Raw genomic sequence first — 26,637 nt, forward strand, 5'->3', positions numbered from 1 at the left:
GATTTTATTATTTCACACTGAATTGGTAGGTTGTTTTTGAACTATATTTTTCTCCAGGTTTTAACACCGTTGATGTAAAATTGGGGTGATTTGGTGCATCTGGAAAATGTTGTGTCTCCAAACAGAAAGCAGAACGGAATGGATACACTTTTCCTTCTTTCCCTTTAGGGTCAGAATCCTTCATAAAATTACCACTGTAAAACTGTAAACCAGGTTCGGTTGTGTAGATGTCCATTTCAATACCCGTTTTAGCAGCATACACCTGTGCGACCTTCTGAAAACCATCCTTCTTGTTTAGTTCAAAATTATGGTCATAGCCTTTTCCGATCTTCAGTTGTGCATTTTCATCTTCAATACGAGCGCCAATACGTGTAGGTTTTGTAAAATCGAATGCTGTGCCCGCTACAGGCAAACTCTTTCCAGTTGGAATCAAGGTATTGTCAACTTCGGTAATTGCCTTTGCATCAATTTGAAGTTCATGATCCAAAATAGAAGAATCTCCGGCCCCATTGAGGTTAAAATAAGCATGGTTGGTCAGATTTAAGACCGTCTCTTTATCTGTTGTCGCCTGATAGGCTATGGCCAAAGCACCATTGTCCTCCAGGGTATAGGTAACCTCCATCTTGACCGTTCCCGGATAACCAGCTTCTTTATCAGGTGAGGTATAGGCTAATGTGATTGATGTCGAAGTGTTACTGACGACATCCCACACTTTATTGTAAACGCCATTGGTACCGCCATGAAGTGAATTCTCGCCATCATTCTTTTCTAAAGAATAAACCTCTCCATTCAGTTTAAATGACGCTTTGCCAATCCGATTCCCATAACGCCCTACAATTGCGCCGTAAAAATTATTATAGTTATCCTTGTATTCTTTGGCCGAATCATAGCCCAAAATCACATCAGTCAATTTACCGTCTTTATCTGGCACTTTTAAACTTACCAGGCGTGCGCCATAATTTGTCAATGTAATAGCGAGTCTGTTATTCTTGAGATGGAATAGTTTAACTTCTTTACCATCAATCTGGCTATCAAAAGCTTGGTTGGAGGTAGAGTCAGCCAAGGTCGCTGCTTGTTTACTTTGAGTTGATGAAGACTGGCAGCCATAAGCCAATGAAGCACAAGTCAACAAACCAATAATAATTTTCTTATTCATCTGCAATTAAGTTTTACCCCATCGGTCCGATGGAGGCTTCCTAATTTTAATTAGGAATGGTTCATAATCATTTAATTATTCAAATGGCAACATTTCTACCAAAAACGCACATAGATAGCAGTCACCAACAATAAAGTCACAACAATTAATGCCAATACGGACGGTTCCACTTTAAACATCGATCGATCCAATACAAAAGCTTTTGGATTAACTTTTGGTCCAAATAAGCTGACAGCAATCATAGCGATCATCGTAAACACAAATGCTAATCCCATACATATCTGAAATGGAATTTCATAAACGCCCGCTTTGTTAAGATATGCCGTATAGATCCATGTTTCTGGTCCGAAAACTTTTGTTGCAAACTCGTTGAAAAATACCGACAATGCAAATCCCGTAACCAGGCCAGTAATGGCGGCTGCACCCGTAGTCCTTTTCCAGAACATACCTAGCAAAAACATCGCAAAAACACCCGGACTGATAAAGCCTGTATATTTTTGGATAAAAGTAAATCCTCCGGCGCCACCGATGCCCAGCGCATCATTCCAGGTAAATAAAACAGAAAGTAGAATAGAGATCACAATTGTTATCTTTCCAACCCAGACCATTTTTGCTTCGCTCGCATCTTTATTGATGTATTTTTTAAAAATATCCAATGTGAAGATCGTTGCGATACTATTCGCCTTTCCGGCCAATCCGGCCACAATAGCCGCTGTAAGCGCCGCCAGCGCGAGTCCTTTCATTCCATTTGGCAGATAGCCCAATATCGCCGAGTACGCATTATCGGCATGAAATACCCCTCCAGGAGCCATTTCGTGCTGTAACGCGCCATTTTTATAAAGCACATAAGCAGCGATTCCTGGAAGCATGACGATAATCGGCATAAACAACTTTAGAAATCCCGCAAAAAGAATCCCTGTACGTGCGGTCTTTAAATCAGCTCCCAAAGCGCGTTGTGTGATGTATTGGTTACAGCCCCAGTAATTTAGGTTGACAATCCAGATCCCAGCAAGGTACATCCCTATTCCAGGCAGCATCAGATATTTATTGATATCTTCCTGACTGGCACCCGGTCCAGGTTTATCGACAAATAGGTTAAAATGCTCCGGCGAATCCTCCATCAGTTTATTGAATCCCGCTAAGGCGTCTTGTCCCAAACCAAAATGTTCACTGACCAAGGTCAATGCCACATAGGTCGTTGCTATACCACCAATAATTAATACAACAACCTGAATCACATCTGTAAAACCAATAACACGCATTCCACCCAGCGTAATGATAACGGCAAATACAGCTAAAGCAACTGTAATGGTGTGGAAACTGTCGCCACCTCCGGCCATACTCGAAATGGCGATTGCCCCGAGATACAAAATGGAGGTCAGATTGACAAAAACGTACAAAAACAACCAAAAGATTGCCATAATGAGACTCGTCGTTTCATTGTATCGGTTGTTCAAAAACTGGGGCATCGTGAAAATCTTGTTTTTCAGATAGACCGGAATAAACCAAACCGCAACAATAATTAGCGCTACCGCAGCAATGAGCTCATAAGCGGCTACAGCAATACCGACCTCAAATCCATTACCGCTCATACCAATAAACTGCTCAGCAGAAATATTCGATGCGATCAACGAAGAACCTATGGCCCACCAAGTCAATGATCCCTCCGCCAGAAAGTAGTCCTTGCTACTGCTTAAACTATTCGTCTTTTTACGATAAATCCAGTAGCCATAACCGGCTACAATAAAGAAGTAAATTACGAAGATGATGTAATCTACCGTTGCAAATTTTTCCATATTTCCCAAATTGGTTATTATCTATAAGCCATTTATACCCGAAGAGCAGGTATAAATGGCTTAGGTTATTATTTACTCAGTAAATAATATAGTTCATTCCATTTCAATTGATCTTCGAGTTTCGCTACCGTAGTATCCTCGTCAATCAATACATATTCCAGTCCGGCAATACGTGCAAAATCTTCCAGGTATTCGGGTGTTAAGCTCAAGCTGTAGGCTGTATGGTGCGCCCCCCCTGCCACAATCCAGGCACTACAGCCTGTTTTCATATCTGGCAGCGGTTTCCATAACACACGCGCAACAGGAAGCTTAGGTAACTCTTCTTCCACAGCAACACCTTGTACTTTATTCACGATCAAACGAAAACGCGTTCCCATATCGACCAAAGAGGCATTCAATGCATCTCCGCTCTGGCCATTGAAAACCAAACGGGCAGGATCCGCCTTGCCGCCAATTCCTAGCGGATGTACTTCTATACGCGGTTTTCCAGTTGCTAAAGCGGGGTCTACTTCTAACATATGCGAGCCAAGTACCATGGGATTCTGCGGATCAAAATGGTAAGTGTAGTCCTCCATAAATGCGGTTGTTCCAGCTAATCCTGCACCCATTACTTTGCAAGCGCGCACCAAAGCCGGAGTCTTCCAATCCCCTTCGCCGGCAAAACCATACCCCTCAGCCATTAAACGCTGTACTGCCAAGCCCGGAAGTTGTACCATCCCATGCAGATCCTCAAAAGTATCCGTAAAACCTTTAAAGTTTCCTTGTTCCAAAAATTTCCGTAGGCCAATTTCTATTTTAGCAGCTTCGATGAGGTTAGCACGATATTCACCGTCAGCTTTCACGTTTTCGGCAAGTTCATAAGTCGCTTCGTACTCCGCTAATAATGCCGCGATTTCCGCTTCCGTACTCGCATTGATAACCGCTACCAAATCACCAATGGCATAGGTGTTTACAGCGAAACCAAATTGCGCCTCTGCCTCTACTTTATCGCCATCTGTAACAGCCACATAACGCATGTTATCGCCGAATCGTGCAAACTTAGCCCCCTGCCAGTCGTGCCATCCCGCGGCTGCACGTGCCCAAACATTAATCCGTTCCAACACTTCCGCATCTTGCCAATGCCCGGTAACGACTTTACGACCTATTTTTAAGCGGCTAACGATATGTCCAAATTCGCGATCGCCATGCGCACTTTGGTTGAGATTCATAAAATCCATATCGATACTATTCCATGGGATATCTTGGTTATACTGTGTATGCAGATGCAACAATGGCTTTTGCAATGCTTTTAATCCTCGGATCCACATCTTTGCAGGTGAAAATGTATGCATCCAAGTAATAACGCCAATACAGTTTTTTTCATTGTTGGCGGCTGCCAATGTTGCATAAATCTCGTCCGTATTTTTTACGATCGGTTTATATTTTACCGCTACTGGAATCGCTGCTTGGGCATGTAAATAATTGGCTATTTCCTCAGCATGTAGGGTAACTTGTCGCAAGGTTTCTTCACCATATAGGTCTTGGCTTCCCACGATAAACCAGACCTCAAGCTCTTTTAAATTGATATTCATGTTAAATTGTAGTTTTTGCTATAGATTTTTTATTACTAAAAATTATTGACCATAATAGGCGTTGGCCCCATGCTTCCTTTCGTAATGCTTTTTGATCAGTGCAGGCTTTAATCGAGGCGCATTCGGATTGATTTGTTCTGTCAACCAAGCCATTTTAGCAACCTGTTCCAATACTGCACTGTTATAAACAGACTTTGTTCCAGTTTTACCCCAGGCAAACGGCGCGTGGTTACCAACCAGAATCATTTCCACCTCTTTATAATCCAGCTTATTTTCGGCAAAGTGATTGATAATCTGAAACCCCGTTTCATGCTCGTAGTTTCCGGCGATCATCTCATCGTGCATTGGTGGAGCACAGGGAATATCTACAGTCAAATGATCTGCATGTGTCGTTCCGAAAATGGGAATATCCCGTTGCGCCTGTGCCCATGCTGTCGCATAGGTGGAGTGCGTGTGGGTGATCCCACCGATTTCCTTCCAATGTTTATACAGTAGCGCGTGAGTTTTCGTATCTGATGATGGCCGAAGATTCCCCTCAACCACCTGACCATCGAAGTCTACAATCACCATATGTTCCGGTGAAAGCTCTTCATATGGGACCCCACTTGGTTTAATCGCAAAAACTTCCTGACGACGATCGACAACGCTCACATTTCCAAATGTAAAAAGCACCAATCCCAGCTGGGGCAATTGCATATTGCAATGGTAGGCTTCTTCTTTAATTGAATTATACATGATTAAAATTTGAATGGTTAAACAGTAATGGCGAGCGATTCCTTTCCTTCGATGAAAGCTCCCAAAGCCTTGTAATATTCATAGCGTTCGGCATAGATGGTTACCCATTTTTCCTCAGGTATGTAAGTTCGTTCAAAACCTTGCCCCATTGCCTTCATAGCATCCTCAACCCGGTCATATAAACCAGCAGCTGTTGCGGCGAACATTGCTGCGCCAATGGCACAAGTCTGTTCACTTTTATGAATACGAATAGGCATATTCATCACATTGGCCATCATTTGCATAATAAAAGGTGACTTCTTTGCAACTCCGCCTAAACCGATCAAACCTCTTACCGGAATACCCTGCTCCACGAAACGGTCAACAATAGCCTTTGCGCCAAAACAAGTCGCTTCGACAATCGCCCTGAAGATCCGAGGTGCATCTGTTCCGAGGTGCAAACCTGTAATCGCTCCTTTCAAGGATTGATCCGCATCCGGAGTTCGACGACCATTGAGCCAGTCCAAAGCTAATTCAGATGTTGCCGTTACGGGAAGTAATGCAGCCTGCTCACTTAGACTGAACAAGAGTTTCTCTTCCAGAGTTGCCATCAACTGTTCACGAGTATGCGCTTCGATCTCTTCAATATCTTGTATCAAATTTTTCGTTGGCCACAGTAACACCTGTTTCAGCCAAGCGTAAGCATCTCCAAATGCCGATTGCCCAGCTTCCATACCAATCATTCCCGGTATAATTGAACCGTCTACCTGACCGCAGATTCCCCTGACCAACGTATGCTGAACTTCCTCCTTTGGGGCAACTAGCATATCACAGGTCGATGTCCCCATTACCTTACTCAGATAATATGGCTCAATTTGCCCTCCGACTGCACCCATATGACAGTCAAATGCTCCTACACCAACAACGACTGATGTTGTAAGACCTAATCGTTGCGCCCATTCTTCCGAAAGCTGACCAGCAGATTGATCAGCAGTGTATGTTTCGGAAAACAAACGATCAACCAAACCATCCAGCAATGGATCAAGTGTTGAAAAGAAAGAATTTGGAGGTAGGCCATCAAATTCTTCGGCCCAAAGCGATTTATGCCCCGCTGAACAGACCCCACGCTTCATAGCAGACACCTGTGTTCCCCCTGTCAATAGAAAAGGAATATAATCACAATGCTCAACCCAGCTATATGTGGCGGCACGGACCTTTTCATCAGCCCTAAAAACATGAAGTAATTTCGCCCAGAACCATTCCGAAGAGTATACTCCGCCCACATACTTCAAATAATCCACCGAACTATTTTGATTGTGCAGGTTAATTTCTTTGGCCTCTCCAACAGCTGTATGATCTTTCCATAAAACAAACATGGCATTGGGGTTGTCTTTAAACTCGTCCAACAACGCCAATGGAACCCCGGCTGCGTTTACGGCAACTGGAGTAGATCCCGTTGTATCCACGGAAATTGCTTTTACAGCTGCGCCAATATTGTCGATTTCCGATTTGAGCAAACAATCTTTTATTGTTGCTTCCAAGCCTTCGATATAATCCAACGGGTGCTGTCTAAACTGACTTAAAGCAGCATCACAATACTCCCCTCTTTTCCAACGCGGGTAGTAAAATACAGAAGAAGCTATCTCCTCGCCATTGTTAGCATCAACCAATACCGAACGGACCGAATCACTTCCATAGTCCACCCCAATGACATACGATTTATTCATTTTTGCTGAATTTGGTTTATAACTTATAATTGTCTCTAATGCCTTATTCTTCAATCCCCCCCTTTCTGAAGTTCGCCTTGAAAAAATAATTAGTGTCAAATAAACATTTATTTTTTTAAATATGAAAGAAAATTTTCATATTTAAAAAATAGAGCTAACTTCATAGCAGCAAATTATGGTTAACCCGAATTCCTGACATAGGCGTATAAAAGCCCTTTTAAAGGGATGTGTCAGACAATTATTATACTTATTTTTAGCTATTTACTTTTTTACATAGTTTTGCTCGTGGAATAAATGGGGTGGTGTCAGATAAAAAGATAAAACGATAGACGATGGAATATTATAAAAAAGATTCAGGGATCCTTTTGGCAGTAGACTGTATCATATTTGGATTTAACGGCGAATCCCTTGAAGTACTTTTAATTAAACGTGATTTCGAACCAGAAAGAAATAAATGGAGTCTGATGGGTGGTTTCGTTCAATCTGACGAAAGTCCGGAAGAGGCGGCGAGCCGGGTGCTCAAACAGTTAACAGGACTTGAAAATGTATACATGGAACAATGTAGTGTATTCGGTGAACCTAAGCGTGAACCTAGCGACAGGGTTGTCAGTATCTGTTATTTTGCGCTGATTGATACGCAGCAATATAAACATATCCTCAGTGACGATTACGAAGCTCAATGGTTTCCATTACAGAAGCATCCAACACTGATCTTCGATCATGATCAGATGATCGCTTCGGCACAGCACCGCCTACGCATGAAAGCAGCCTTGTATCCGATATTATTTGAACTGCTGCCTGAGAAATTCACGATTCCCCAGATTGCAGCACTTTACGAGGGCGTTTACAATATCGAGTTGGATAAGCGCAATTTCAGCCGAAAACTGCTTTCCTCAGACCTCATCATCAAACTGGAGGAAAAGGATAAGGAAAACTCAAAAAAAGGAGCTTACTATTTCAAACTAAACACGGCAATCTATAAAGAAAAGATTATGTCCTTTTTACGGTATTTGCCAAGTTGGTCGATCGAATCATAATAAAGTGACGGAAAATCAGGTATGTATTGGAATATATTTCACTTAACATTTTCGTTTTTTCAATAATTCCTTATATTTATCACAGGTATATCCTAGTTTTACAATTAGGATAAGCTAGATTAACGCATTTTATAAAATAAACAACATGAGCAAATTGAGATTAGCATTTATATTCTTTACGATTTTATTTATTTCATCCCATACGCTATTGAAGGCGCAAACTCCTGCTGCGGCTCCCGCCACTACAGCAGCACAACAGGATAATGCCTTCAAGTACAGTCCGGATGGATTAAAAAAAGGAAGTTTGGCGAATCAATTTGACCACCTGAATTATATTTCGAAAAACAACTATGATTTCAAGATGGTACGAAAAACCAACCTTGATATTGTGAAACGAAATGTAATTGATACCGTAGCAAAACTCCACAAGGAAATCAGCTCTTTAAAATCATCTTCAAGCAACTATACGTCCAATACCAAAACTTTACAAGATTCAATTCAGGTTTTAAAGGATCAGTTGGCACAGGAGAAGGAAAAAACAGAAAGTTTCTCTTTCTTGGGAATCAATACATCCAAAACTTTTTACAATACTGTTGTTTGGACGATCATTGCGGTATTGGCAGTAGCAGCATTTATCTTTTTATTTTCTTATCGGAAAGCGAAAGTGGACACGGTGGAATTCCAAAAAACCGCCGAGCAATCGCAAGAGGAATTCGCTACTTTCCGCAAAAAATCCATGGAAAAGGAACAATTGCTCAAGCGCCAGTTGCAGGACGAATTAAACAAAAAAATCTAGTCCTGCTTTTCATAAAATAGCAGATTTATTTCGATCGACCTGTAACGAATCCTAGAGGCACTCCATTACAGGTCGATTTTATTTAATCAGGTTCCATTCCTAAACGAATAAAAGATTCAGCGAAGTAAAGCTGTAAACTTCAAAAATACATCGCCGGATAAAAGAGAAAAACTATATTTGCAGGTATAGAAATCGAAACATACAGAATTACAATCGATAACATTTTGACCTACATTAATAAAATTGTAATTTAATTGCAAATTCTATTTGTTTTTAAAAACGAATAACCTTATTTTTGCTGACCAAAAAAGAGGCCTTTTATGTCTCTTATATAAAATTGATTAATAAATATTTAGTCCCTATAATATGCCCAAGATTGGTAAAATAGCGCAGATTATCGGCCCAGTTGTTGACGTCAACTTCGCCGACAGTGAAAATCTACCTAAAATTTACGATGCATTGTACATTCAAAAAGAAAATGGACAACGTGTTGTATTAGAAGTTCAACAACACTTAGGTCAGGATCGTGTACGTACAATTGCCATGGACGCAACTGAAGGTTTAGTTCGCGGAATGGAAGTTGTCGATACTGGTGCTCCTATCAAAATGCCTGTTGGTGAAGAAATCAAAGGTCGTGTATTCAATGTAGTTGGTGATGCCATAGACGGGATCCAAAATTTGAATAAAGAGAATGGTCGTCCTATCCACAACGTACCTCCTAAATTCGAAGATTTGTCAACTGAATCCGAAGTACTTTTTACTGGTATCAAAGTTATTGACCTTTTAGAGCCATATGCTAAAGGTGGTAAAATTGGTTTATTCGGTGGTGCCGGTGTAGGTAAAACTGTATTAATCCAAGAATTAATCAACAATATCGCAAAAGGTCACGGTGGTCTTTCTGTATTCGCCGGTGTAGGTGAACGTACACGTGAAGGTAATGACTTATTGCGCGAGATGTTGGAGTCTGGTATCATCAAATATGGTGAGCACTTTATGGAAGGCATGGAAAAAGGCGAATGGCCTTTGGATACTGTTGACCACGAATTGATGAAAGATTCTAAATGTACTTTCGTATTCGGTCAAATGAACGAGCCTCCTGGTGCACGTGCGCGTGTTGCTTTATCAGGTTTGACAGTTGCGGAATACTTCCGTGACGGTGATGGCGAAGGTCAAGGCCGTGACGTATTATTCTTCATCGATAATATCTTCCGTTTTACACAAGCGGGTTCTGAAGTATCTGCCCTATTGGGTCGTATGCCTTCAGCCGTAGGTTACCAACCAACATTGGCAACTGAAATGGGTTTAATGCAAGAGCGTATCACTTCAACTAAAAACGGATCAATCACTTCGGTTCAAGCTGTATATGTACCTGCCGATGACTTAACTGACCCTGCTCCAGCGACAACTTTCGCTCACTTGGACGCAACTACAGTATTGTCTCGTAAAATCGCTGAGCTAGGTATCTACCCTGCTGTGGATCCTTTGGATTCTACATCACGTATCCTTTCTCCTGCCGTTTTAGGTAACGAACACTATAATACTGCACAACGTGTAAAAGAAATTCTTCAACGTTATAAAGAATTGCAAGATATCATCGCCATCTTAGGTATGGACGAATTATCTGAAGAAGATAAACAAACTGTACACCGCGCACGTCGTGTACAACGTTTCTTATCTCAACCTTTCCACGTTGCAGAACAATTTACAGGTTTAAAAGGTGTATTGGTAGACATCAAAGATACCATCAAAGGTTTCAATATGATCATTGACGGTGAAGTAGATGAGTACCCTGAAGCTGCCTTCAACTTAGTAGGTAACATCGATGATGCTATCGAAAAAGGTAAAAAATTATTAGCAGAAGCAGTTTAATCTAGATTATATCTAAGAATAATGAAATTAACAATTATCACTCCAGACAAATTAGCATTCGAAGGCGAAGTAACTTCTGTTACTGTACCGGGCACTGCGGGTTCTTTTCAAATTTTGAAAGACCACGCTGCCATTGTTTCTACTTTGGAAGATGGAAAAGTAATTATTCAACAAGGTAAAGGTGAACAAGAAGTGTTCATTAAAGGTGGTGTTGTGGAAGCAAAAGACAATGTCATTACCGTGCTTGCTGAAGGAATTATCGGAGATTAAATCAAATCGATTTTATAAAATCTAAAAAGCTTCCGATAGAAATATCGGAAGCTTTTTTTTTAAAGTTTTTTTGACATTTTCTTCATTTTAGGAAGAAAATTGGCCATTGTAACAAAAAATAATTTTTTACACCTGTAGACCAATTTTAAATATGGTATACGACTGACAAAATATAAAACCGAATAAAACGAATTATTAAAAAATAAAATTTCACAAAAACAGATTTAATGAAATTTTATTCTAAATACAAAATTAGCACTTTGCCTATTGCCAATTATTGTAATTCCTGCTACCTTGAGGAAATGAAAATCGAAAGTTTTTATAGAAGCTTGAGATAGCATGATTTACCACCAATACCACAACAAAGGGAACTATTATACTTCGGTAAATTTTGGGTTATGAAATATTACGATAAAAACACGTTGATCTATTTAGATGGAGCTTTTGTAAAAGCTTCCGAAGCAGCATTGGATCCCTTTGCACAGTCACTGCATTATGGGTATGCGGTGTTCGATGGTTTACGTGCGTATAATACCCACAATGGACCACGTATCTTTAAAGCTGACAAGCATTTCGATCGCTTAAAGAGATCGTGTGAAGCCGTTAATATTCCCTATCGTTGGAGCAACCGAGAGCTGATCGACATCTGTTATGAGCTCTTGGCCAACAACAACCTAAGAGAAGCTTATATACGTCCATTGGTATTGACCGGTTCAAATATGCACCTAACCTCATCAACCGAAGCAACCATCATGATGGCAGCATGGGAATGGGGGCCATATCTTGGTCAAAACCTATTAAAGGTATGTATCTCTGATATCAAAAGACCTAATCCAAAGTCGTTTAAAATTGACTCAAAGATCTCTGGGCAATATGTAAACTCCATCCTTGCGACAACAGAAGCCATCAGGAAGGGTTACGACGAAGCGTTAATGCTCGACCACGAAGGCTACGTTGCCCAAGCATCCAGTGAAAATATTTTCATCGAAAAGGATTTCAAAATCTATACGCCGCCAGTGAAGAATATTTTCCCGGGCATTACACGTCAGACTGTAAAAAACATCTGTAAAAAATTAAACTTTGAAGTCATTGAAAAGCAATTGACGGTAGAAGATATTTACACTGCTGACAGCGCTTTCTTATGCGGGACTGCGGCAGAAATTATCGGAATCAAACAAGTCGATGATGTCATCTACAAAGAAGCCTGGGAACACAGCATAGGTGCATCAATCCAAAGAAGATATAAAAATTTAGTATTAGAGAACGAAAATTATGAAGTCATCATCTAACGGCGAAAACGCAATGAACAAATACAGCCGTACATTTACACAAGACGAAACGCAACCTGCTGCAAAAGCAATGCTTTATGGTATCGGTCTTACGGATGCCGACATGGACAAAGCACAGGTCGGTATTGCCAGCATGGGATATGATGGTAATACGTGTAATATGCACTTAAATGATTTGGCACAAATTGTCAAGAAGGGCGTTTGGAACAATGATTTAGTAGGTTTGACCTTTGGAACCATTGGCGTCAGTGACGGTATGAGCAATGGTACCGATGGGATGCGTTATTCGTTGGTAAGTCGTGATGTGATCGCTGATAGTATCGAAACGATCTGTGGTGGACAGTATTATGATGGCTTGATCTCTATTCCTGGCTGTGACAAAAACATGCCCGGTGCAATTATGGCAATGGCCCGTTTAGACCGTCCTTCTTTAATGGTATATGGCGGTACTATCGCTCCAGGCCACTATAAAGGTGAAGAATTAAACATTGTGTCTGCATTTGAAGCATTGGGACAACGCATCTGCGGAAATCTTTCCGATGAAGACTATGAAGGCATTATCAAACATACCTGCCCTGGTGCTGGTGCTTGTGGCGGAATGTATACAGCAAATACCATGGCTTCGGCAATTGAAGCCTTGGGAATGAGCTTACCCTACTCATCTTCCAATCCAGCGATCTCGGAAGAAAAGAAAAATGAATGTTTAGAGGCAGGCCAACATATCCGCACGCTGCTTGAGAAAGATATCAAGCCCTCTGATATCATGACACGTAAAGCATTTGAGAACGCACTACGTACCATTGTTATCTTGGGTGGTAGTACCAATGCTGTACTTCACTTTATTGCAATAGGCAAAGCCGTAGGCGTAGACATCACGCAAGATGACTTCCAACGCATGAGTGACGAAACCCCTGTATTAGCTGACTTCAAACCATCCGGTAAATACTTGATGCAAGATCTTCAGCAATTTGGTGGAACTCCTGCTGTCATGAAATATCTTTTAAATGAAGGTTTACTTCATGGTGACTGTATTACGGTAACAGGAAAAACAGTCGCTGAGAACTTGGCTGATGTTAAATCAATCATGGAATATGACCAACCGATTATCAAACCATTGAGCGATCCAATCAAGGCTACAGGACACTTACAGATTCTTTATGGGAACTTAGCAGAGAAAGGTTCTGTTGCCAAGATCTCCGGTAAAGAAGGTGAAAAATTCACTGGTCCTGCACGCGTATTCGATGGAGAGCATGATTTAGTGGCCGGTATTGCATCTGGTAGAATCAAACCAGGAGATGTTGTCGTGATCAAAAATGAAGGTCCTGTTGGAGCACCAGGCATGCCTGAAATGCTTAAACCAACCTCCTTGATTATTGGTGCCGGTCTTGGTAAATCTGTTGCTTTAATTACCGATGGCCGTTTCTCAGGTGGAACACATGGTTTTGTCGTAGGGCATATCACACCAGAATCTTACAAAGGCGGATTAATCGGTCTTGTACATGATGATGACATTATCGAGATCGATGCAGTAAATAACAGTATCAATGTGCTACTTTCCGATGAAGAGATCGCGCAACGCCGTGCCGCTTGGGTACAACCAGCGTTAAAAGTTAACAAAGGAGTTTTATACAAATACGCTAAAACTGTTGCCGATGCCTCAGAAGGCTGCGTAACGGATCAGTAGAAAATAAAAAACAGAGACATTAAGCAGATAAAGACCTAAACAATCGATGCTTAATGTCTCAGATCTAATATCTAAATACTAAAAAGACTGAATAATCAACAATAAAAAAATCAACGTAATGAGTACACTGGAAATAACAGAAAATAAGGCCGCTACAGCGCAGCAAACTCCGACACAAATTTCGGGATCGAAAGCTGTATTGGAGGCCTTATTGAGCGAAGGAGTTGATACCGTATTTGGTTATCCTGGAGGCGCAATTATGCCGATCTATGATGCCCTTTATGATTATACGGATCGTCTGAAGCATATTTTAGTGCGCCATGAACAAGGTGGGATCCACGCGGCGCAAGGTTATGCAAGAACTTCAGGTCGTACAGGCGTCGTCTTTGCGACAAGTGGTCCTGGAGCAACAAACCTAGTTACTGGACTGGCTGATGCCATGATCGATAGTAACCCTATCGTCTGTGTCACGGGTCAGGTCTTTGCTTCACTCTTGGGAACAGATGCTTTTCAGGAAACAGATGTCATCAATATCACGGCACCAGTCACCAAATGGAACTACCAAGTCACCGACGCAACTGAAATTCCAGCTGCACTCGCAAAAGCATTTTATATTGCCAGCACAGGTCGTCCAGGACCGGTATTGATCGATATCACTAAAAATGCACAGCTACAATTGTTCGATTACTTCGGTTATGAAAAATGCAACCACGTACGTAGCTATAGACCTGCACCACAAGTTCGTAAAGAATATGTTGAGCAGGCAGCCGAGTTAATCAACAAAGCAAAAAAACCATTTGTTCTTTTTGGACAAGGCATCATTCTTGGAAAAGCAGAGGAAGAATTCAAAGCTTTTATCGAGAAGACTGGCATTCCGTCGGCATCGACTGTCATGGGCTTAAGTGCACTTCCAACGGATCATAAACTTCACGTAGGGATGTTGGGTATGCATGGTAACTATGCGCCAAATGTCATGACCAATGAATGTGACGTTTTAATAGCCATTGGTATGCGTTTCGATGACCGTGTAACAGGTCGTTTGGACAAATATGCCAAACAAGCAAAAGTAATCCATTTGGATATAGACCCAGCAGAGATTGACAAAAACGTACAGACAACCGTACCTGTATGGGGCGACTGTAAAGAGTCACTTCCAATGCTGACGGAATTGGTAAACGCTACAAATCACTCCGCTTGGCTTGCACAATTCCGTGAACTTGAAAAAGAAGAAATCAAAGAAGTCATCCAAAATGAACTTCACCCACAAACCGATATTATGACCATGGGTGAGGTCATCCATGTGTTGAATGAATTGACAGGCGGTGATGCGATCATTACAACGGACGTCGGTCAACACCAAATGGTAACTTGTCGCTATGCTAAATTCAACAACAGCAAATCGAATGTAACCTCAGGGGGCTTAGGAACGATGGGCTTTGGTCTTCCGGCAGCAATCGGTGCCTGGTATGGCGCGCCAGAGAAAACTGTCGTAGCAATCATCGGTGATGGTGGTATACAAATGACGATCCAGGAGCTCGGAACGATAATGCAATTTGGCGCAAAAGTCAAAATCATGATCCTCAATAATGAATTCTTGGGCATGGTACGCCAGTGGCAGCAATTGTTCCACGACAGACGTTATTCATTCGTGAATATCACGAGTCCTGATTTTGTTGCTGTAGCGAAAGGCTATTACATCGACGGTCAGAAGATTTCGGAACGTAAAGACCTACGTAGTGCCCTGAAAACCATGATTGATCACGACGGAGCATATCTACTGGAAGTGATGGTAGGTAAGGAAAACAATGTATTTCCAATGGTTGCACAAGGAACATCGGTATCTGAGATACGTTTAAAGTAGAATTTAACATGGAAAAACAAGAATATACCATCACCCTATATACAGAGAATTCAATCGGTCTTATCGGTCGGATCTCAACAATTTTTTCAAGAAGAAAAATCAATATTGAAAGCTTGAATACTTCCCCTTCTGAAGTAGAAGGAATACATCGTTTTACCATCGTAATCACGGAGGCTGAAGATGTTCTGCGTAAGCTTTGCCGTCAGTTAGAAAAACAAATTGACATTCTTAAAGCCTACTACAATACCAATGATGAAGTAATATGGCAAGAACAAGCCTTATATAAGGTCCCTGCCGATGTGGTCAATGAAAAGGTATATGTAGAACGTTTGCTACGTCAATATGGTGCCAATGTTGTTGTGATCCGCAACGACTATATCGTCTTTGAAACTGCAGGTCACCGCGAGGAGATCGATAAGTTGACAGAAGAATTGACCAAATATGGTTTGATCGAATTTGTCCGTGGCGCACGTATCGCCATCATTAAAGATAGTGCAGGTTTCCATTCCAAATTGGTTCAGTTTGAAGCCAAGGAACCATCGATAGAAATTGTAGAAAACGAGTATCTCGACAAAAGAGATGACGTATTTACGATGTAAGCTTTAATAGTATTATGCAAGAGACATTTAAATTTATCTTAAAGTCACGTCAGAAATTCATTGAATTACTTGACGGTCTTTCCATTGAACAGCTTAACAAAATTCCCGCGGGATTTAACAACAATATCATCTGGAATTTTGCCCACATTGTCGTCAGCACACAGACTTTGGTTTATGTCCGTACAGGAATCAAGGCCGATACGACTTGGGTGAACTATAACGAAGATTATAAAAAAGACACCAAGCCAACCCGCTTTGTTGAACAAGCAGAGGTTGATGAATTGAAAGAAATCGCAATCCGCAGTATTGAGCAAATTGCTGCTGACTATGAAAACGGTGTTTTCGGAGAAATCACCTCTTTTTCAACAGCAACCTATGGCTATCCAATGGATACCATTGAAGAAGTTATAGCCCTGACATCAGGACACGATAACGTTCATTTCGGTTACGCAATGGCTCAACGCAGATTAGTACAATAATTAAAATAAATAATCAACAACCCATAACAGAAAGAAAGTAAAACAATGGCAAATTATTTCAACACCTTACCGCTTAGAGAGCAGTTAGAACAATTAAGTCACGCTGAATTCATGGACAACACCGAATTCACGGATGGTGTAAACGCTTTAAAAGGTAAAAAAATCGTAATCGTAGGATGTGGTGCGCAAGGCTTGAACCAAGGTTTAAACTTAAGAGATAGCGGACTGGACGTTTCTTATGCTTTGCGTAAAGAAGCTATTGAACAAAAAAGAGATTCTTGGAAAAACGCTACGGACAACAACTTTAACGTAGGCACTTACGAAGAATTGATCCCATCTGCGGATTTAGTTATCAACTTGACTCCAGATAAACAACATACTTCAGTAATCAACGCTGTAATGCCCTTGATGAAAGAAGGCGCCACGTTATCGTATTCACACGGTTTCAACATCGTTGAAGAAGGTATGCAAATCCGTAAAGATATTACTGTCATCATGGTTGCTCCAAAATGTCCAGGTTCTGAGGTTCGTGCAGAGTACCTTCGTGGTTTTGGTGTTCCTACTTTAATCGCTGTTCACCCGGAAAATGATCCACAAGGAAAAGGCTGGGCTGAAGCAAAAGCGTACTGTGTAGGGACAGGTGGACACAAGGCTGGTGTATTGAAATCTTCATTCGTAGCTGAGGTAAAATCAGATTTGATGGGTGAGCAAACAATTCTTTGTGGATTGTTGCAAACAGGATCGATCTTGTCTTTCGACAAAATGATCGAGAAAGGTATCGAAGCTGGTTACGCATCGAAATTGGTACAATACGGTGTAGAAGTGATTACGGAAGCCTTGAAACATGGTGGTGTAAGCGGAATGATGGACCGTTTGAGCAACCCTGCAAAAGTAAAAGCATTTGAGATCTCAGAAGAATTGAAGGATATCATGCGTCCTTTATTCCAAAAACACCAAGATGATATCATGTCAGGTCACTTTAGCAAGACCATGATGGAAGATTGGGCAAATGGTGATGCAAATTTATTGAAATGGAGAGCCGAAACAGGTGAAACTGCATTCGAAAAAACACCTGCTGGTGATGTTAAAATCAACGAACAAGAATACTTCGACAACTATACGCTAATGGTTGCTTTCATCCGTGCAGGTGTTGAATTGGCATTCGAAACAATGGTTGAAGCAGGTATCAAACCAGAATCAGCATACTACGAATCATTGCACGAAACACCATTGATCGCTAACACAATCGCTCGCAAGAAGTTGTTCGAAATGAACCGTGTTATCTCTGATACAGCAGAATACGGTTGTTACCTATTCGACCAAGCTTGTAAACCTTTGTTGGCAGACTTCATGAAAACTGTTGATACGGATTTAGTCGGTAAAAACTTTAACGACAACAAAGATGCTGCAGTTGATAACGCACAATTGGTTGTCATCAATGAAATTTTGCGTGATCACCCTGTAGAAATCGTTGGTCGCAAATTGCGTAAAGCGATGACTGCAATGAAAGCGATCAAAACTGTTTAAAAGTCCATACGAGATTATACATGCTCCAAAAATCATGAATATTTCGTAATTTAGTATATTGAAATCAAGGTGATATTGAGACATTTACAATATCACCTTGATTCATATAAAAATAACATAAGAGAGAATAAAAAATGTCAAAAACATTAGTAGAAAAGATTTGGGATGCTCACGTCGTCAAGCGTGAAGAAGGGTTTCCGGATATTATTTATATCGACACCCACTTGATTCATGAAGTTACTTCACCTCAAGCTTTCGATGGCTTGCGTAAAAGAGGAATCCCAGTTTTTCGTCCAAAGCAAACGGTAGCTACTGCCGACCACAACGTACCGACACTCAATCAACATTTACCGATCAAAGAAGAGCTATCCCGTTATCAAGTTGATATGCTCACCAAAAATTGTGCTGAATTTGGTATTGAACTATATGGTTTGGGGCATCCATACCAAGGGATTGTACACGTTATTGGTCCGGAGCTGGGTATCACCCTACCAGGTAAAACGATGGTCTGTGGCGATAGTCATACCTCCACGCATGGTGCTTTTGGAGCTATTGCTTTTGGTATTGGAACCTCTCAAGTTGAACAGGTCTTCGCAACACAATGTTTATTGCAGTCGAAGCCAAAAACAATGAAAATTGAAGTCAACGGTACCCTTCAAAACGGTGTTGGGGCAAAAGATATCATCCTATATATCATCTCCAAAATCTCTGCTGCGGGCGGTACAGGTTACTTTATTGAATATGCCGGTTCAGCAATTCGTTCATTAAGCATGGAAGCACGTATGACCATTTGTAACATGAGTATCGAAATGGGTGCACGTGGAGGCTTAATTGCTCCGGATCAGATCACTTTCGACTATGTAGAAGGCCGTGAATTCGCGCCGAAAGGTGAGGAATGGGATAAAGCCCTAGCGTACTGGAAAACATTGTATTCTGACGAAGATGCCATCTTTGATAAAGTGTTGACTTTTGATGCTGCAGACATTGCGCCAATGATTACTTATGGTACTAACCCAGGCATGGGTATGGGTATTGCGGAGCATATTCCAGCAACTAGCGCACAAGCGGAATCAGAAAGACCATCGTACCAAAAAGCATTGGATTACATGGGCTTCAAAGATGACTCAACAGTCTTAGGCAACCGTGTTGATTATGTGTTCATCGGAAGTTGTACCAATTCCCGTATTGAAGATTTACGTGAAGTAGCTTCATTTGTTAAAGGCAAGCAAAAAGCACAAGACGTTGAAGTATGGATTGTACCGGGCTCAAAACAAGTAGAAAAACAAGCTAAAGAAGAAGGCTTGGATAAAATATTTGAAGCGGCAGGATTCCAGTTACGTGAACCAGGATGCTCGGCATGTTTAGGTATGAACGAAGATAAAATCCCTGCTGGTAAATATTGTGTTTCGACTTCAAATAGAAATTTCGAAGGGCGTCAGGGACCGAATGCCCGCACCATGCTGGTATCTCCTTTGACAGCAGCAGCTGCGGCAGTAACAGGTAAAGTAACAGATGTAAGAGAGTTGATCTAAGCAGAAAAAAATGAAAAAATTTGAAACTTTAACGTCACAGGTAGTCCCTCTACCTATCGAAAATATTGATACCGATCAAATTATACCCGCACGCTTTCTAAAAGCAACTACGCGCGAAGGTTTTGGTGATAATTTATTCCGCGACTGGCGTTTTGATACAGACAATCAGCCCAAAACTGACTTTGTATTGAACAACCCGACCTATACAGGAAAAATATTGGTTGCCGGTAAAAACTTTGGTTGTGGTTCAAGCCGCGAGCATGCTGCATGGGCTATTCAAGACTATGGTTTTGATGTGGTCATCAGCTCATTCTTTGCCGATATATTCAAAGGAAATGCCCTTAACAATGGTGTATTACCGATTCAGGTACCCGAAGAGTTTTTGGCAAAAATCTTCGAATTGGTGCACCAAAATCCGACAACAGCGATTATCGTTGATCTTGAAAAACAAACAGTCATGTTGACAGAGACAGGTGATCAATTTGAGTTTGAAATCAATCCATACAAAAAATCATGTTTGATCAATGGATATGATGACATTGATTTTATCCTTAACCAGAAAGATTCAATCGAAGCATTTGAAGCAAACAGACAATGGTAGATCCTGTCGTCCATATTGCCAATTTAACCATTCAGTACGGTAAAGATACCGTACTGCAAGACTTAAATTGGCAAATTTTTCCTGGCCAACAATGGATCTTAGGCGGTCCTAGCGGTACAGGAAAAACCACACTTGCAAAAGCGATTGCCGGGCAATTGAAGTATGAAGGCGAGATCACATTCCACCTTAATCCAACAAGCCCACTGCCGGCAAAAATTCACTACGTTTCCAATTGGTTTCAATTTACCAATCTTGAAGGCGATCGCAATTTCTATTACCAACAGCGCTACAACAAATTTGCAAAAAACGATACATTAACGGTTTTTGCTGAGTTGAAACATTTTGCGCAAGAAGAACAGCTTTCTTTTGAAAACGTACGTTCTTACCTGAACATTTTTGGATTCGAAAATTTCAAAGACCAGCAGTTGATTGAACTTTCGAGTGGCGAACACAAAAGACTGCAATTGATCAAGGCCTTGTGGCTTCAACCTCAGGTGCTCATTATCGACCAGCCTTATACAGGACTAGATGCACAGTCTCGGGAAGATCTCAATCAGATTTTCGATCAGCTTGCGGATAAAGGAGTTACCTTGTTGTTGATAAGTAATGATGACGAACAACCGGAATGTATCAATCGTTTTGCGGAGATCCAGCATGGTAAGATTGTTATTCGCCAAAATAGCAATGCGTTATCCAGAGGATTGCCCCGCACAAGAAAGGCACTCCCCTATTTTCTGCAACGAGCCCCTGAAGTAACTTCTCCGATCATGGTAAAAATGAACAAGATCAATATCTCCTATGGCGAAAAACAAGTCTTAAAGAATATTGACTGGGAAGTAAAAGCCGGCGAAAAATGGTTGCTACAAGGGCATAATGGTTCAGGAAAATCCACGTTGCTCAGTTTAATCAACGGCGATCATCCACAGGCCTATGCCAACGACATCCATCTTTTTGGCAAAAAAAGAGGATCTGGAGAAAGCATTTGGGATATCAAAGAACATTTGGGTATTATATCGCCAGAATTGCATTGGTACTATGATATGAATGCCAACGTTGGGCAGACTATTGCTTCTGGATTTTTTGATTCCATGAGCCTATACCAGCGATTAGGATTTGAACAACAGCAAAAGCTCGGGCAAATTCTCCATTTTTTTGACCTTAAAGAGGTTAAACACAAAACCTTGGGGTCGTTACCATTAGGCCAACAACGTTTGGTCCTATTGGCTCGCACGATCGTGAAGCATCCAGAATTGCTGATTTTGGACGAACCTTGTCAAGGCTTAGATAAAGAGCAGACCCAGTATTTCAACGATGTCATTGATGACCTCAGTAAAAGTGGCCAGACGCTCATTTATGTAGGGCACTTCCAGACACAACTACCAACGTGCATTGACAATAAAATCGTGTTGGAAAAAGGAGAAGTAAAGGCTGTATCCGAAGTTATCCACAAAAAAGAAGCTTTATCCACATGAAAAATGTGGATAACTTCAATTAATTCGAAAACAAGAACAAAAAAATAAAAAAAGAATCAAGCTATCGACAAAACACTGGAAATCAAAAGTCAAAAATAAAGACAATACAATAGGGCTTAGGCCTATCTTCCAAAGTTTCAATATACATATCGCTGATAGCTCAATACTAAAAATACAATGAAGAAAAATATTTTAATCATACCTGGAGATGGCATCGGCCAAGAAGTAACAACTTGGGGTAAAAAAGTTTTAGAAAAAATCGGTGAAAATTATGGTCATGAATTCAGCTTTGATGAAGCTATCATGGGCCATACTGCAATTGAAGCTACGGGCAATCCTCTTCCTGATGAAACATTAGCGAAAGCAAAAGCTTCTGATGCGATCCTTTTCGGCGCCATTGGCCATATCAAGTATGATAATGATCCTTCTGCTAAAGTAAGACCTGAACAAGGCTTGTTGAAAATCCGTAAAGAACTAGGTCTTTATGCAAATCTTCGTCCAATCCTTTTATTCGACGAGTTATTGGATGCTTCGAGTTTAAAGCCTGAAATTCTTCAAGGTACAGATATCCTTTTCTTCCGTGAATTGACAGGTGATGTGTATTTTGGTGAAAAAAACCGTAATGAGGACAACACCTTTGCGTCAGATCTGATGAACTACCACCGTTACGAGGTTGAACGTATCGCACGTAAAGCTTATGATGCCGCACGCACACGTAACAAAAGATTATGCTCTGTTGATAAAGCCAATGTATTGGAAACATCCCGCCTATGGAGAGAAGTAGTACAGGAAATCGCAAAAGAATATCCGGATGTTGAAACCGAGCACATGTTTATCGATAATGCAGCCATGCAATTGGTTAAAAATCCGAAGAAATTCGATGTGGTATTAACGGCCAATCTTTTTGGTGATATCTTGACAGACGAAGCGTCACAGATCGCAGGCTCAATGGGTATGTTGGCTTCTGCTTCCGTAGGTGATGGCACAGGCTTCTTCGAACCTATCCACGGCTCTGCACACGATATCGCTGGTCAAAATAAAGCAAATCCATTGGCTTCAATTTTATCTGCTGCCTTGATGCTTGATATTAGCTTTGGTCTACAGGAGGAAGCTAAAGCGGTTACCAATGCTGTTGCTGAAACATTAAAAGCTGGTTGGAGAACCGGTGATATTGCCAACAGCAGCACAGAAGCTTCAAAAATCTTAGGTACTCAGGAAATGGGTGAAAAAGTATTGGAGTTTATTAAATAGTATACCCTTTTTAATTTGTAAATCTTTTGAATTAAGAAATTATGTTACACGATCCTAATCATCTTTACATTTTCGACACCACTTTACGTGATGGCGAACAGGTACCAGGCTGCCAATTAACTACTCCAGAGAAAATTGAGATTGCTAAAGACCTGGAAAAACTAGGGGTGGATATTATCGAAGCCGGTTTCCCAGTGTCTAGCCCTGGTGATTTTCAATCGGTCGTCGAATTATCTAAAGCGGTAAACGATGTCATTATATGCGCATTGACCCGTGCCAATCAAAACGATATTGACGTAGCTGCCGAGGCATTAAAATATGCCAAACGCCCACGTATCCATACGGGTATTGGTTCTTCGGACATGCATATCAAATATAAATTCAACAGCACAAGAGAAGAAATTTTAGAACGTGCCGTTGCGGCTGTAAAACATGCCAAATCCTATGTGGAAGATGTCGAGTTTTATGCAGAAGATGCGGGTCGCGCAGACTTAGCATTTCTAGCTAAAATGGTTGAATCGGTGATTGCTGCCGGTGCTACGGTAGTCAATATCCCCGATACAAACGGTTATTGTCTGCCAGACCAATATGGCTCAAAAATCAATTACCTCAAGGAGAATGTACGCAATATCGATCAGGCCATTATTTCGGCACATTGTCACAATGACTTGGGACTTGCAACAGCAAATTCTATCGCTGCGATTCAAAATGGAGCCCGTCAGGTGGAATGTACCATCAACGGTATCGGTGAGCGTGCCGGAAACACGTCACTTGAAGAAGTAGCCATGATCCTTAAAGTGCACAACCAGTCGTTTGGAAGCTTGACATCAAACATCGATAGCCGCATGTTTACGTACTTATCGCGCAAGGTAAGTGAAATGATGAACATGCCTGTCCAACCGAATAAAGCAATCGTTGGCCGTAATGCTTTCGCGCATAGCTCGGGTATTCACCAAGATGGTTTCCTAAAACACCGTGAGAACTATGAGATCATCAGACCAGAAGATGTTGGTTTGGTTGAAGCTGATATTATCTTAACTGCACGTTCAGGAAGACATGCCCTTAAGCACCATTTGGAGCGTTTAGGCTTCCATCTTGAAAAAGATGATTTAGCTGATTGCTATCAACGTTTCTTGGTTTTGGCCGACGAAAAGAAAAATATTTGTGATGATGACCTAAAAAGCCTCATCCAAGAAAAAATATAAAAAAGGAAGGCTGCAGATGCAGCCTTTTTTTATCATAAATACATTTTTTTAAAGGATCCAAATGATACGTTGCTAGTTATTATTTTATCATACGTACAAACGATCTTCCATTTAAAATCAACTAAATTTAAATACTATATAGGTAGAATCTCTCATATAACAGCGAATATCTGCGTTTTATTTGCTACCTTAACTAGGCAATCATCTAACAATGAATCTATCAACCTTAAACATCAATTCAGAAGCTACGCTTGACCGCATCAAGTCTGTGGTCAACAGAACACCGCTTCAATATAATCGGCATCTATCCGAAAAATATGGCGCTGAAGTCTATCTCAAACGGGAAGATTTACAAGTCGTACGTTCCTATAAATTACGCGGTGCCTACAATAAAATTATTTCCTTAACAGCGGAAGAGCGACAACGTGGCGTTGTATGTGCCAGCGCAGGCAACCACGCTCAGGGCGTTGCTTTCTCCTGCAATAAACTCGACATCAAAGGCGTGATATTTATGCCGGGTCCGACACCACGCCAAAAGATTTCACAAACGGAAATGTGGGGTAACGGCAATGTAGAAATTATCTTGACCGGAGACACTTTTGATGACTGCCAAAAAGCAGCGCTGGCTTATACAGCAGAGCATGGCATGACTTTCATTCCGCCATTTGATGATCTCAAAGTTGTGGAAGGACAGGGTACTGTAGCCGTTGAAGCTTTACAAGATCTTCCCGATATGGACGCCATATTTATCCCAATTGGTGGCGGTGGACTTGCCGCGGGGGCGAGCTATTACCTGAAGAGTAAAAACAAAGCGATCAAATGTTATGGTGTTGAACCCGAAGGAGCTCCTTCTATGCAAGCGGCTTTGACACATGGCGCACCGATCGAGCTCGAGCATATCAACAAATTTGTTGATGGGGCCGCCGTTAAAAAGATCGGTGCAACGACATTTGAAATTGCCAAGCAATTGTTGGATGATACACGCTCTATTCCTGAAGGAAAGATCTGTACCTGCATCCTAGAGCTGTATAATAAGGATGCAATTGTCGTTGAGCCCGCGGGTGCTTTATCGGTAGCTGCTCTTGAATTTCACAAAGATGAAATTAAAGGCAAGAAAGTCGTCTGTATCATATCCGGTGGAAACAACGATATCGACCGCATGAGTGAAATCAAAGAATTGTCTCTGCTTTACGAAGGCTACAAACATTATTTTATCGTTCGTTTCCCACAACGCCCAGGTGCATTAAAACTCTTCGTTTCTGAAGTATTGGGACCTAAGGATGATATTACCCGTTTTGAGTTTATCAAAAAAACAGAACGCGAAAGAGGTCCAGCCCTAGTCGGCATAGAGCTCAACAAGCCTGAAGATTACGAAACATTGATTGAACGCATGAAAGAATATAAGTTTGATGTCATTGAAATCAACAAAGACCAGACACTATTTGAATATCTTGTTTAAATAATAGGTATAAATGAAAAGAGCCAGTGATTCATATCCTGGCTTTTCCCGTTTATATAACCAAAAGACCTCACCCAAAGTCTTCAAAAAAAACTAACAATTCCATAATTTAAAAACCTTATATTTAATTGTTTAATCAATACTATACGAAAAATGAGAGTACTAATTTTAACAATTCTGACCTTAATTGGGCAACTTACCTTTGCGCAGACCGACAAAAGTAAACGCCCGAGTCCTCCAGACAACACCAAAGTAACCACCACCGATGGTGTCACGATCGACATTAATTATAGCCGCCCTTCATTGAAAGGCCGTCAGCTTGGTGTTGATATCGCCCCTATCGGCATTGTATGGCGTACTGGAGCGAATGAAGCGACCACCATCGAATTTAATAAAGATGTATTGGTTGAAGGCAAGAAATTAGCCGCTGGAAAATATGGTCTTTACAGTATCCCTGGGGAACACGAAACAACAATTATGTTTAATAAAGTGTGGAATCAGTGGGGAACAAAATATGATGCTAACGAAGATGCCCTACGTGTTTCTGTTAGCAATGCCACAGCAAGCAATTCACAGGAACAGTTTAAGATCAATGCGACGCCACAAGGAACTGTTTCTTTGGAGTGGGGACAGTATGTCGTTCCATTTACGGTTAAAGCGAGTAAATAGCGAAAAAAACTTATTTATGATTACGGAAGCCTACCGTTGTATAAATGCAAGCGCAAGGTTTATTCAGACCAAT

At 41.1% G+C, this 26,637-nt stretch carries 22 protein-coding genes; 17 read left to right on the plus strand and 5 right to left on the minus strand.

Translation table 11 applies throughout. The features are described 5' to 3' along the window. Nucleotides 1-7: 7 nt before the first annotated feature. The 5 genes from CBM24_RS24705 to CBM24_RS24725 all read right to left on the minus strand — a co-directional run bounded on the left by CBM24_RS24705 (nt 8) and on the right by CBM24_RS24725 (nt 6,964). A complete protein-coding gene (locus tag CBM24_RS24705) occupies nt 8-1,156 on the minus strand; it encodes an aldose epimerase family protein (RefSeq protein WP_088163097.1) in 1,149 nt (382 codons plus the stop codon). A 95-nt stretch (nt 1,157-1,251) separates the two neighbouring features. Beyond that, entirely contained in the window at nt 1,252-2,952 is a 1,701-nt protein-coding gene (locus CBM24_RS24710; protein WP_075994355.1) for a sodium:solute symporter family transporter, read from the minus strand. A 68-nt stretch (nt 2,953-3,020) separates the two neighbouring features. Continuing rightward, complete coding sequence (gene araA / locus CBM24_RS24715) at nt 3,021-4,523, minus strand: L-arabinose isomerase (RefSeq protein ID WP_088163098.1); 1,503 nt, start codon at nt 4,521-4,523, stop codon at nt 3,021-3,023. Nucleotides 4,524-4,565: 42 nt separating this feature from the next. After that, nucleotides 4,566-5,258 carry an L-ribulose-5-phosphate 4-epimerase gene (locus CBM24_RS24720; protein ID WP_088163099.1) on the minus strand — a complete coding sequence of 231 codons (693 nt, stop codon included), beginning with the start codon at nt 5,256-5,258 and terminating at the stop codon, nt 4,566-4,568. Nucleotides 5,259-5,275: 17 nt separating this feature from the next. Continuing rightward, the gene (locus tag CBM24_RS24725) at nt 5,276-6,964 is read right to left on the minus strand and encodes a ribulokinase (protein WP_088163100.1); all 1,689 of its coding nucleotides are present in this window, start codon (nt 6,962-6,964) and stop codon (nt 5,276-5,278) included. Between the two features lie 332 nt (nt 6,965-7,296). Here CBM24_RS24725 and CBM24_RS24730 point away from each other — a divergent pair, with 332 nt between their 5' ends. From CBM24_RS24730 to CBM24_RS24810, 17 genes are all read left to right on the plus strand, one after another. Next, on the plus strand, nt 7,297-8,001 hold the full coding sequence (locus CBM24_RS24730; RefSeq protein WP_088163101.1) for an NUDIX hydrolase: 705 nt from the start codon (nt 7,297-7,299) through the stop codon (nt 7,999-8,001). Between the two features lie 145 nt (nt 8,002-8,146). Beyond that, nucleotides 8,147-8,797: a hypothetical protein gene (locus CBM24_RS24735; RefSeq protein WP_088163102.1), complete on the plus strand. Its 651-nt coding sequence runs from the start codon at nt 8,147-8,149 to the stop codon at nt 8,795-8,797. Nucleotides 8,798-9,163: 366 nt separating this feature from the next. Further along, nucleotides 9,164-10,666 carry a F0F1 ATP synthase subunit beta gene (gene atpD / locus CBM24_RS24740; RefSeq protein WP_075994361.1) on the plus strand — a complete coding sequence of 501 codons (1,503 nt, stop codon included), beginning with the start codon at nt 9,164-9,166 and terminating at the stop codon, nt 10,664-10,666. A 21-nt stretch (nt 10,667-10,687) separates the two neighbouring features. After that, nucleotides 10,688-10,936, plus strand: coding sequence for an ATP synthase F1 subunit epsilon (gene atpC, locus CBM24_RS24745; protein ID WP_046673737.1), 249 nt, complete (start codon nt 10,688-10,690; stop codon nt 10,934-10,936). 398 nt (nt 10,937-11,334) lie between these two features. After that, complete coding sequence (locus CBM24_RS24750) at nt 11,335-12,225, plus strand: branched-chain amino acid transaminase (RefSeq protein WP_088163103.1); 891 nt, start codon at nt 11,335-11,337, stop codon at nt 12,223-12,225. Next, nucleotides 12,209-13,909 (plus strand): dihydroxy-acid dehydratase, encoded by a 1,701-nt coding sequence (gene ilvD / locus CBM24_RS24755; RefSeq protein ID WP_088163104.1) that lies wholly within the window; start codon nt 12,209-12,211, stop codon nt 13,907-13,909. The genes CBM24_RS24750 and ilvD overlap by 17 nt, the downstream gene beginning before the upstream one ends. A 118-nt stretch (nt 13,910-14,027) precedes the next feature. Further along, complete coding sequence (gene ilvB / locus CBM24_RS24760; RefSeq protein WP_088163105.1) at nt 14,028-15,770, plus strand: biosynthetic-type acetolactate synthase large subunit; 1,743 nt, start codon at nt 14,028-14,030, stop codon at nt 15,768-15,770. Between the two features lie 8 nt (nt 15,771-15,778). Beyond that, complete coding sequence (gene ilvN, locus CBM24_RS24765; protein WP_070570155.1) at nt 15,779-16,369, plus strand: acetolactate synthase small subunit; 591 nt, start codon at nt 15,779-15,781, stop codon at nt 16,367-16,369. Between the two features lie 14 nt (nt 16,370-16,383). After that, complete coding sequence (locus CBM24_RS24770; RefSeq protein ID WP_220801573.1) at nt 16,384-16,848, plus strand: DinB family protein; 465 nt, start codon at nt 16,384-16,386, stop codon at nt 16,846-16,848. Between the two features lie 45 nt (nt 16,849-16,893). Then, the gene (gene ilvC / locus CBM24_RS24775) at nt 16,894-18,375 is read left to right on the plus strand and encodes a ketol-acid reductoisomerase (RefSeq protein WP_088163107.1); all 1,482 of its coding nucleotides are present in this window, start codon (nt 16,894-16,896) and stop codon (nt 18,373-18,375) included. Nucleotides 18,376-18,509: 134 nt separating this feature from the next. Then, nucleotides 18,510-19,907 (plus strand): 3-isopropylmalate dehydratase large subunit, encoded by a 1,398-nt coding sequence (gene leuC, locus CBM24_RS24780; protein WP_088163108.1) that lies wholly within the window; start codon nt 18,510-18,512, stop codon nt 19,905-19,907. A 10-nt stretch (nt 19,908-19,917) separates the two neighbouring features. Beyond that, nucleotides 19,918-20,508 carry a 3-isopropylmalate dehydratase small subunit gene (leuD, locus tag CBM24_RS24785; protein WP_075994369.1) on the plus strand — a complete coding sequence of 197 codons (591 nt, stop codon included), beginning with the start codon at nt 19,918-19,920 and terminating at the stop codon, nt 20,506-20,508. After that, entirely contained in the window at nt 20,502-21,980 is a 1,479-nt protein-coding gene (locus CBM24_RS24790; RefSeq protein WP_088163109.1) for an ATP-binding cassette domain-containing protein, read from the plus strand. The genes leuD and CBM24_RS24790 overlap by 7 nt, the downstream gene beginning before the upstream one ends. Nucleotides 21,981-22,157: 177 nt before the next feature. After that, nucleotides 22,158-23,231 (plus strand): 3-isopropylmalate dehydrogenase, encoded by a 1,074-nt coding sequence (gene leuB / locus CBM24_RS24795; RefSeq protein ID WP_088163110.1) that lies wholly within the window; start codon nt 22,158-22,160, stop codon nt 23,229-23,231. Nucleotides 23,232-23,272: 41 nt separating this feature from the next. Then, a complete protein-coding gene (locus CBM24_RS24800; protein WP_083296124.1) occupies nt 23,273-24,436 on the plus strand; it encodes a 2-isopropylmalate synthase in 1,164 nt (387 codons plus the stop codon). Between the two features lie 211 nt (nt 24,437-24,647). Continuing rightward, complete coding sequence (gene ilvA / locus CBM24_RS24805; RefSeq protein ID WP_088163111.1) at nt 24,648-25,895, plus strand: threonine ammonia-lyase IlvA; 1,248 nt, start codon at nt 24,648-24,650, stop codon at nt 25,893-25,895. Between the two features lie 153 nt (nt 25,896-26,048). After that, entirely contained in the window at nt 26,049-26,564 is a 516-nt protein-coding gene (locus tag CBM24_RS24810) for a DUF2911 domain-containing protein (RefSeq protein ID WP_088163112.1), read from the plus strand. Nucleotides 26,565-26,637: the final 73 nt, after the last annotated feature.

It is taken from the genome of Sphingobacterium sp. G1-14, assembly GCF_002196555.1.
In the GTDB taxonomy this organism is placed as follows: domain Bacteria; phylum Bacteroidota; class Bacteroidia; order Sphingobacteriales; family Sphingobacteriaceae; genus Sphingobacterium; species Sphingobacterium siyangense.

Coding starts and splice junctions, on each gene's coding strand:
- leuD (WP_075994369.1), top strand. CDS start 19,918: ATGAAAAAATTTGAAACTTTAACGTCACAGGTAGTCCCTCTACCTATC.
- CBM24_RS24800 (WP_083296124.1), top strand. CDS start 23,273: ATGTTACACGATCCTAATCATCTTTACATTTTCGACACCACTTTACGT.
- ilvC (WP_088163107.1), top strand. CDS start 16,894: ATGGCAAATTATTTCAACACCTTACCGCTTAGAGAGCAGTTAGAACAA.
- leuB (WP_088163110.1), top strand. CDS start 22,158: ATGAAGAAAAATATTTTAATCATACCTGGAGATGGCATCGGCCAAGAA.
- araA (WP_088163098.1), bottom strand. CDS start 4,523: ATGAATATCAATTTAAAAGAGCTTGAGGTCTGGTTTATCGTGGGAAGC.
- CBM24_RS24725 (WP_088163100.1), bottom strand. CDS start 6,964: ATGAATAAATCGTATGTCATTGGGGTGGACTATGGAAGTGATTCGGTC.
- CBM24_RS24705 (WP_088163097.1), bottom strand. CDS start 1,156: ATGAATAAGAAAATTATTATTGGTTTGTTGACTTGTGCTTCATTGGCT.
- CBM24_RS24710 (WP_075994355.1), bottom strand. CDS start 2,952: ATGGAAAAATTTGCAACGGTAGATTACATCATCTTCGTAATTTACTTC.
- ilvD (WP_088163104.1), top strand. CDS start 12,209: ATGAAGTCATCATCTAACGGCGAAAACGCAATGAACAAATACAGCCGT.
- CBM24_RS24770 (WP_220801573.1), top strand. CDS start 16,384: ATGCAAGAGACATTTAAATTTATCTTAAAGTCACGTCAGAAATTCATT.
- CBM24_RS24720 (WP_088163099.1), bottom strand. CDS start 5,258: ATGTATAATTCAATTAAAGAAGAAGCCTACCATTGCAATATGCAATTG.
- atpC (WP_046673737.1), top strand. CDS start 10,688: ATGAAATTAACAATTATCACTCCAGACAAATTAGCATTCGAAGGCGAA.
- leuC (WP_088163108.1), top strand. CDS start 18,510: ATGTCAAAAACATTAGTAGAAAAGATTTGGGATGCTCACGTCGTCAAG.
- atpD (WP_075994361.1), top strand. CDS start 9,164: ATGCCCAAGATTGGTAAAATAGCGCAGATTATCGGCCCAGTTGTTGAC.
- ilvB (WP_088163105.1), top strand. CDS start 14,028: ATGAGTACACTGGAAATAACAGAAAATAAGGCCGCTACAGCGCAGCAA.
- ilvN (WP_070570155.1), top strand. CDS start 15,779: ATGGAAAAACAAGAATATACCATCACCCTATATACAGAGAATTCAATC.
- ilvA (WP_088163111.1), top strand. CDS start 24,648: ATGAATCTATCAACCTTAAACATCAATTCAGAAGCTACGCTTGACCGC.
- CBM24_RS24790 (WP_088163109.1), top strand. CDS start 20,502: ATGGTAGATCCTGTCGTCCATATTGCCAATTTAACCATTCAGTACGGT.
- CBM24_RS24750 (WP_088163103.1), top strand. CDS start 11,335: ATGAAATATTACGATAAAAACACGTTGATCTATTTAGATGGAGCTTTT.
- CBM24_RS24735 (WP_088163102.1), top strand. CDS start 8,147: ATGAGCAAATTGAGATTAGCATTTATATTCTTTACGATTTTATTTATT.
- CBM24_RS24810 (WP_088163112.1), top strand. CDS start 26,049: ATGAGAGTACTAATTTTAACAATTCTGACCTTAATTGGGCAACTTACC.
- CBM24_RS24730 (WP_088163101.1), top strand. CDS start 7,297: ATGGAATATTATAAAAAAGATTCAGGGATCCTTTTGGCAGTAGACTGT.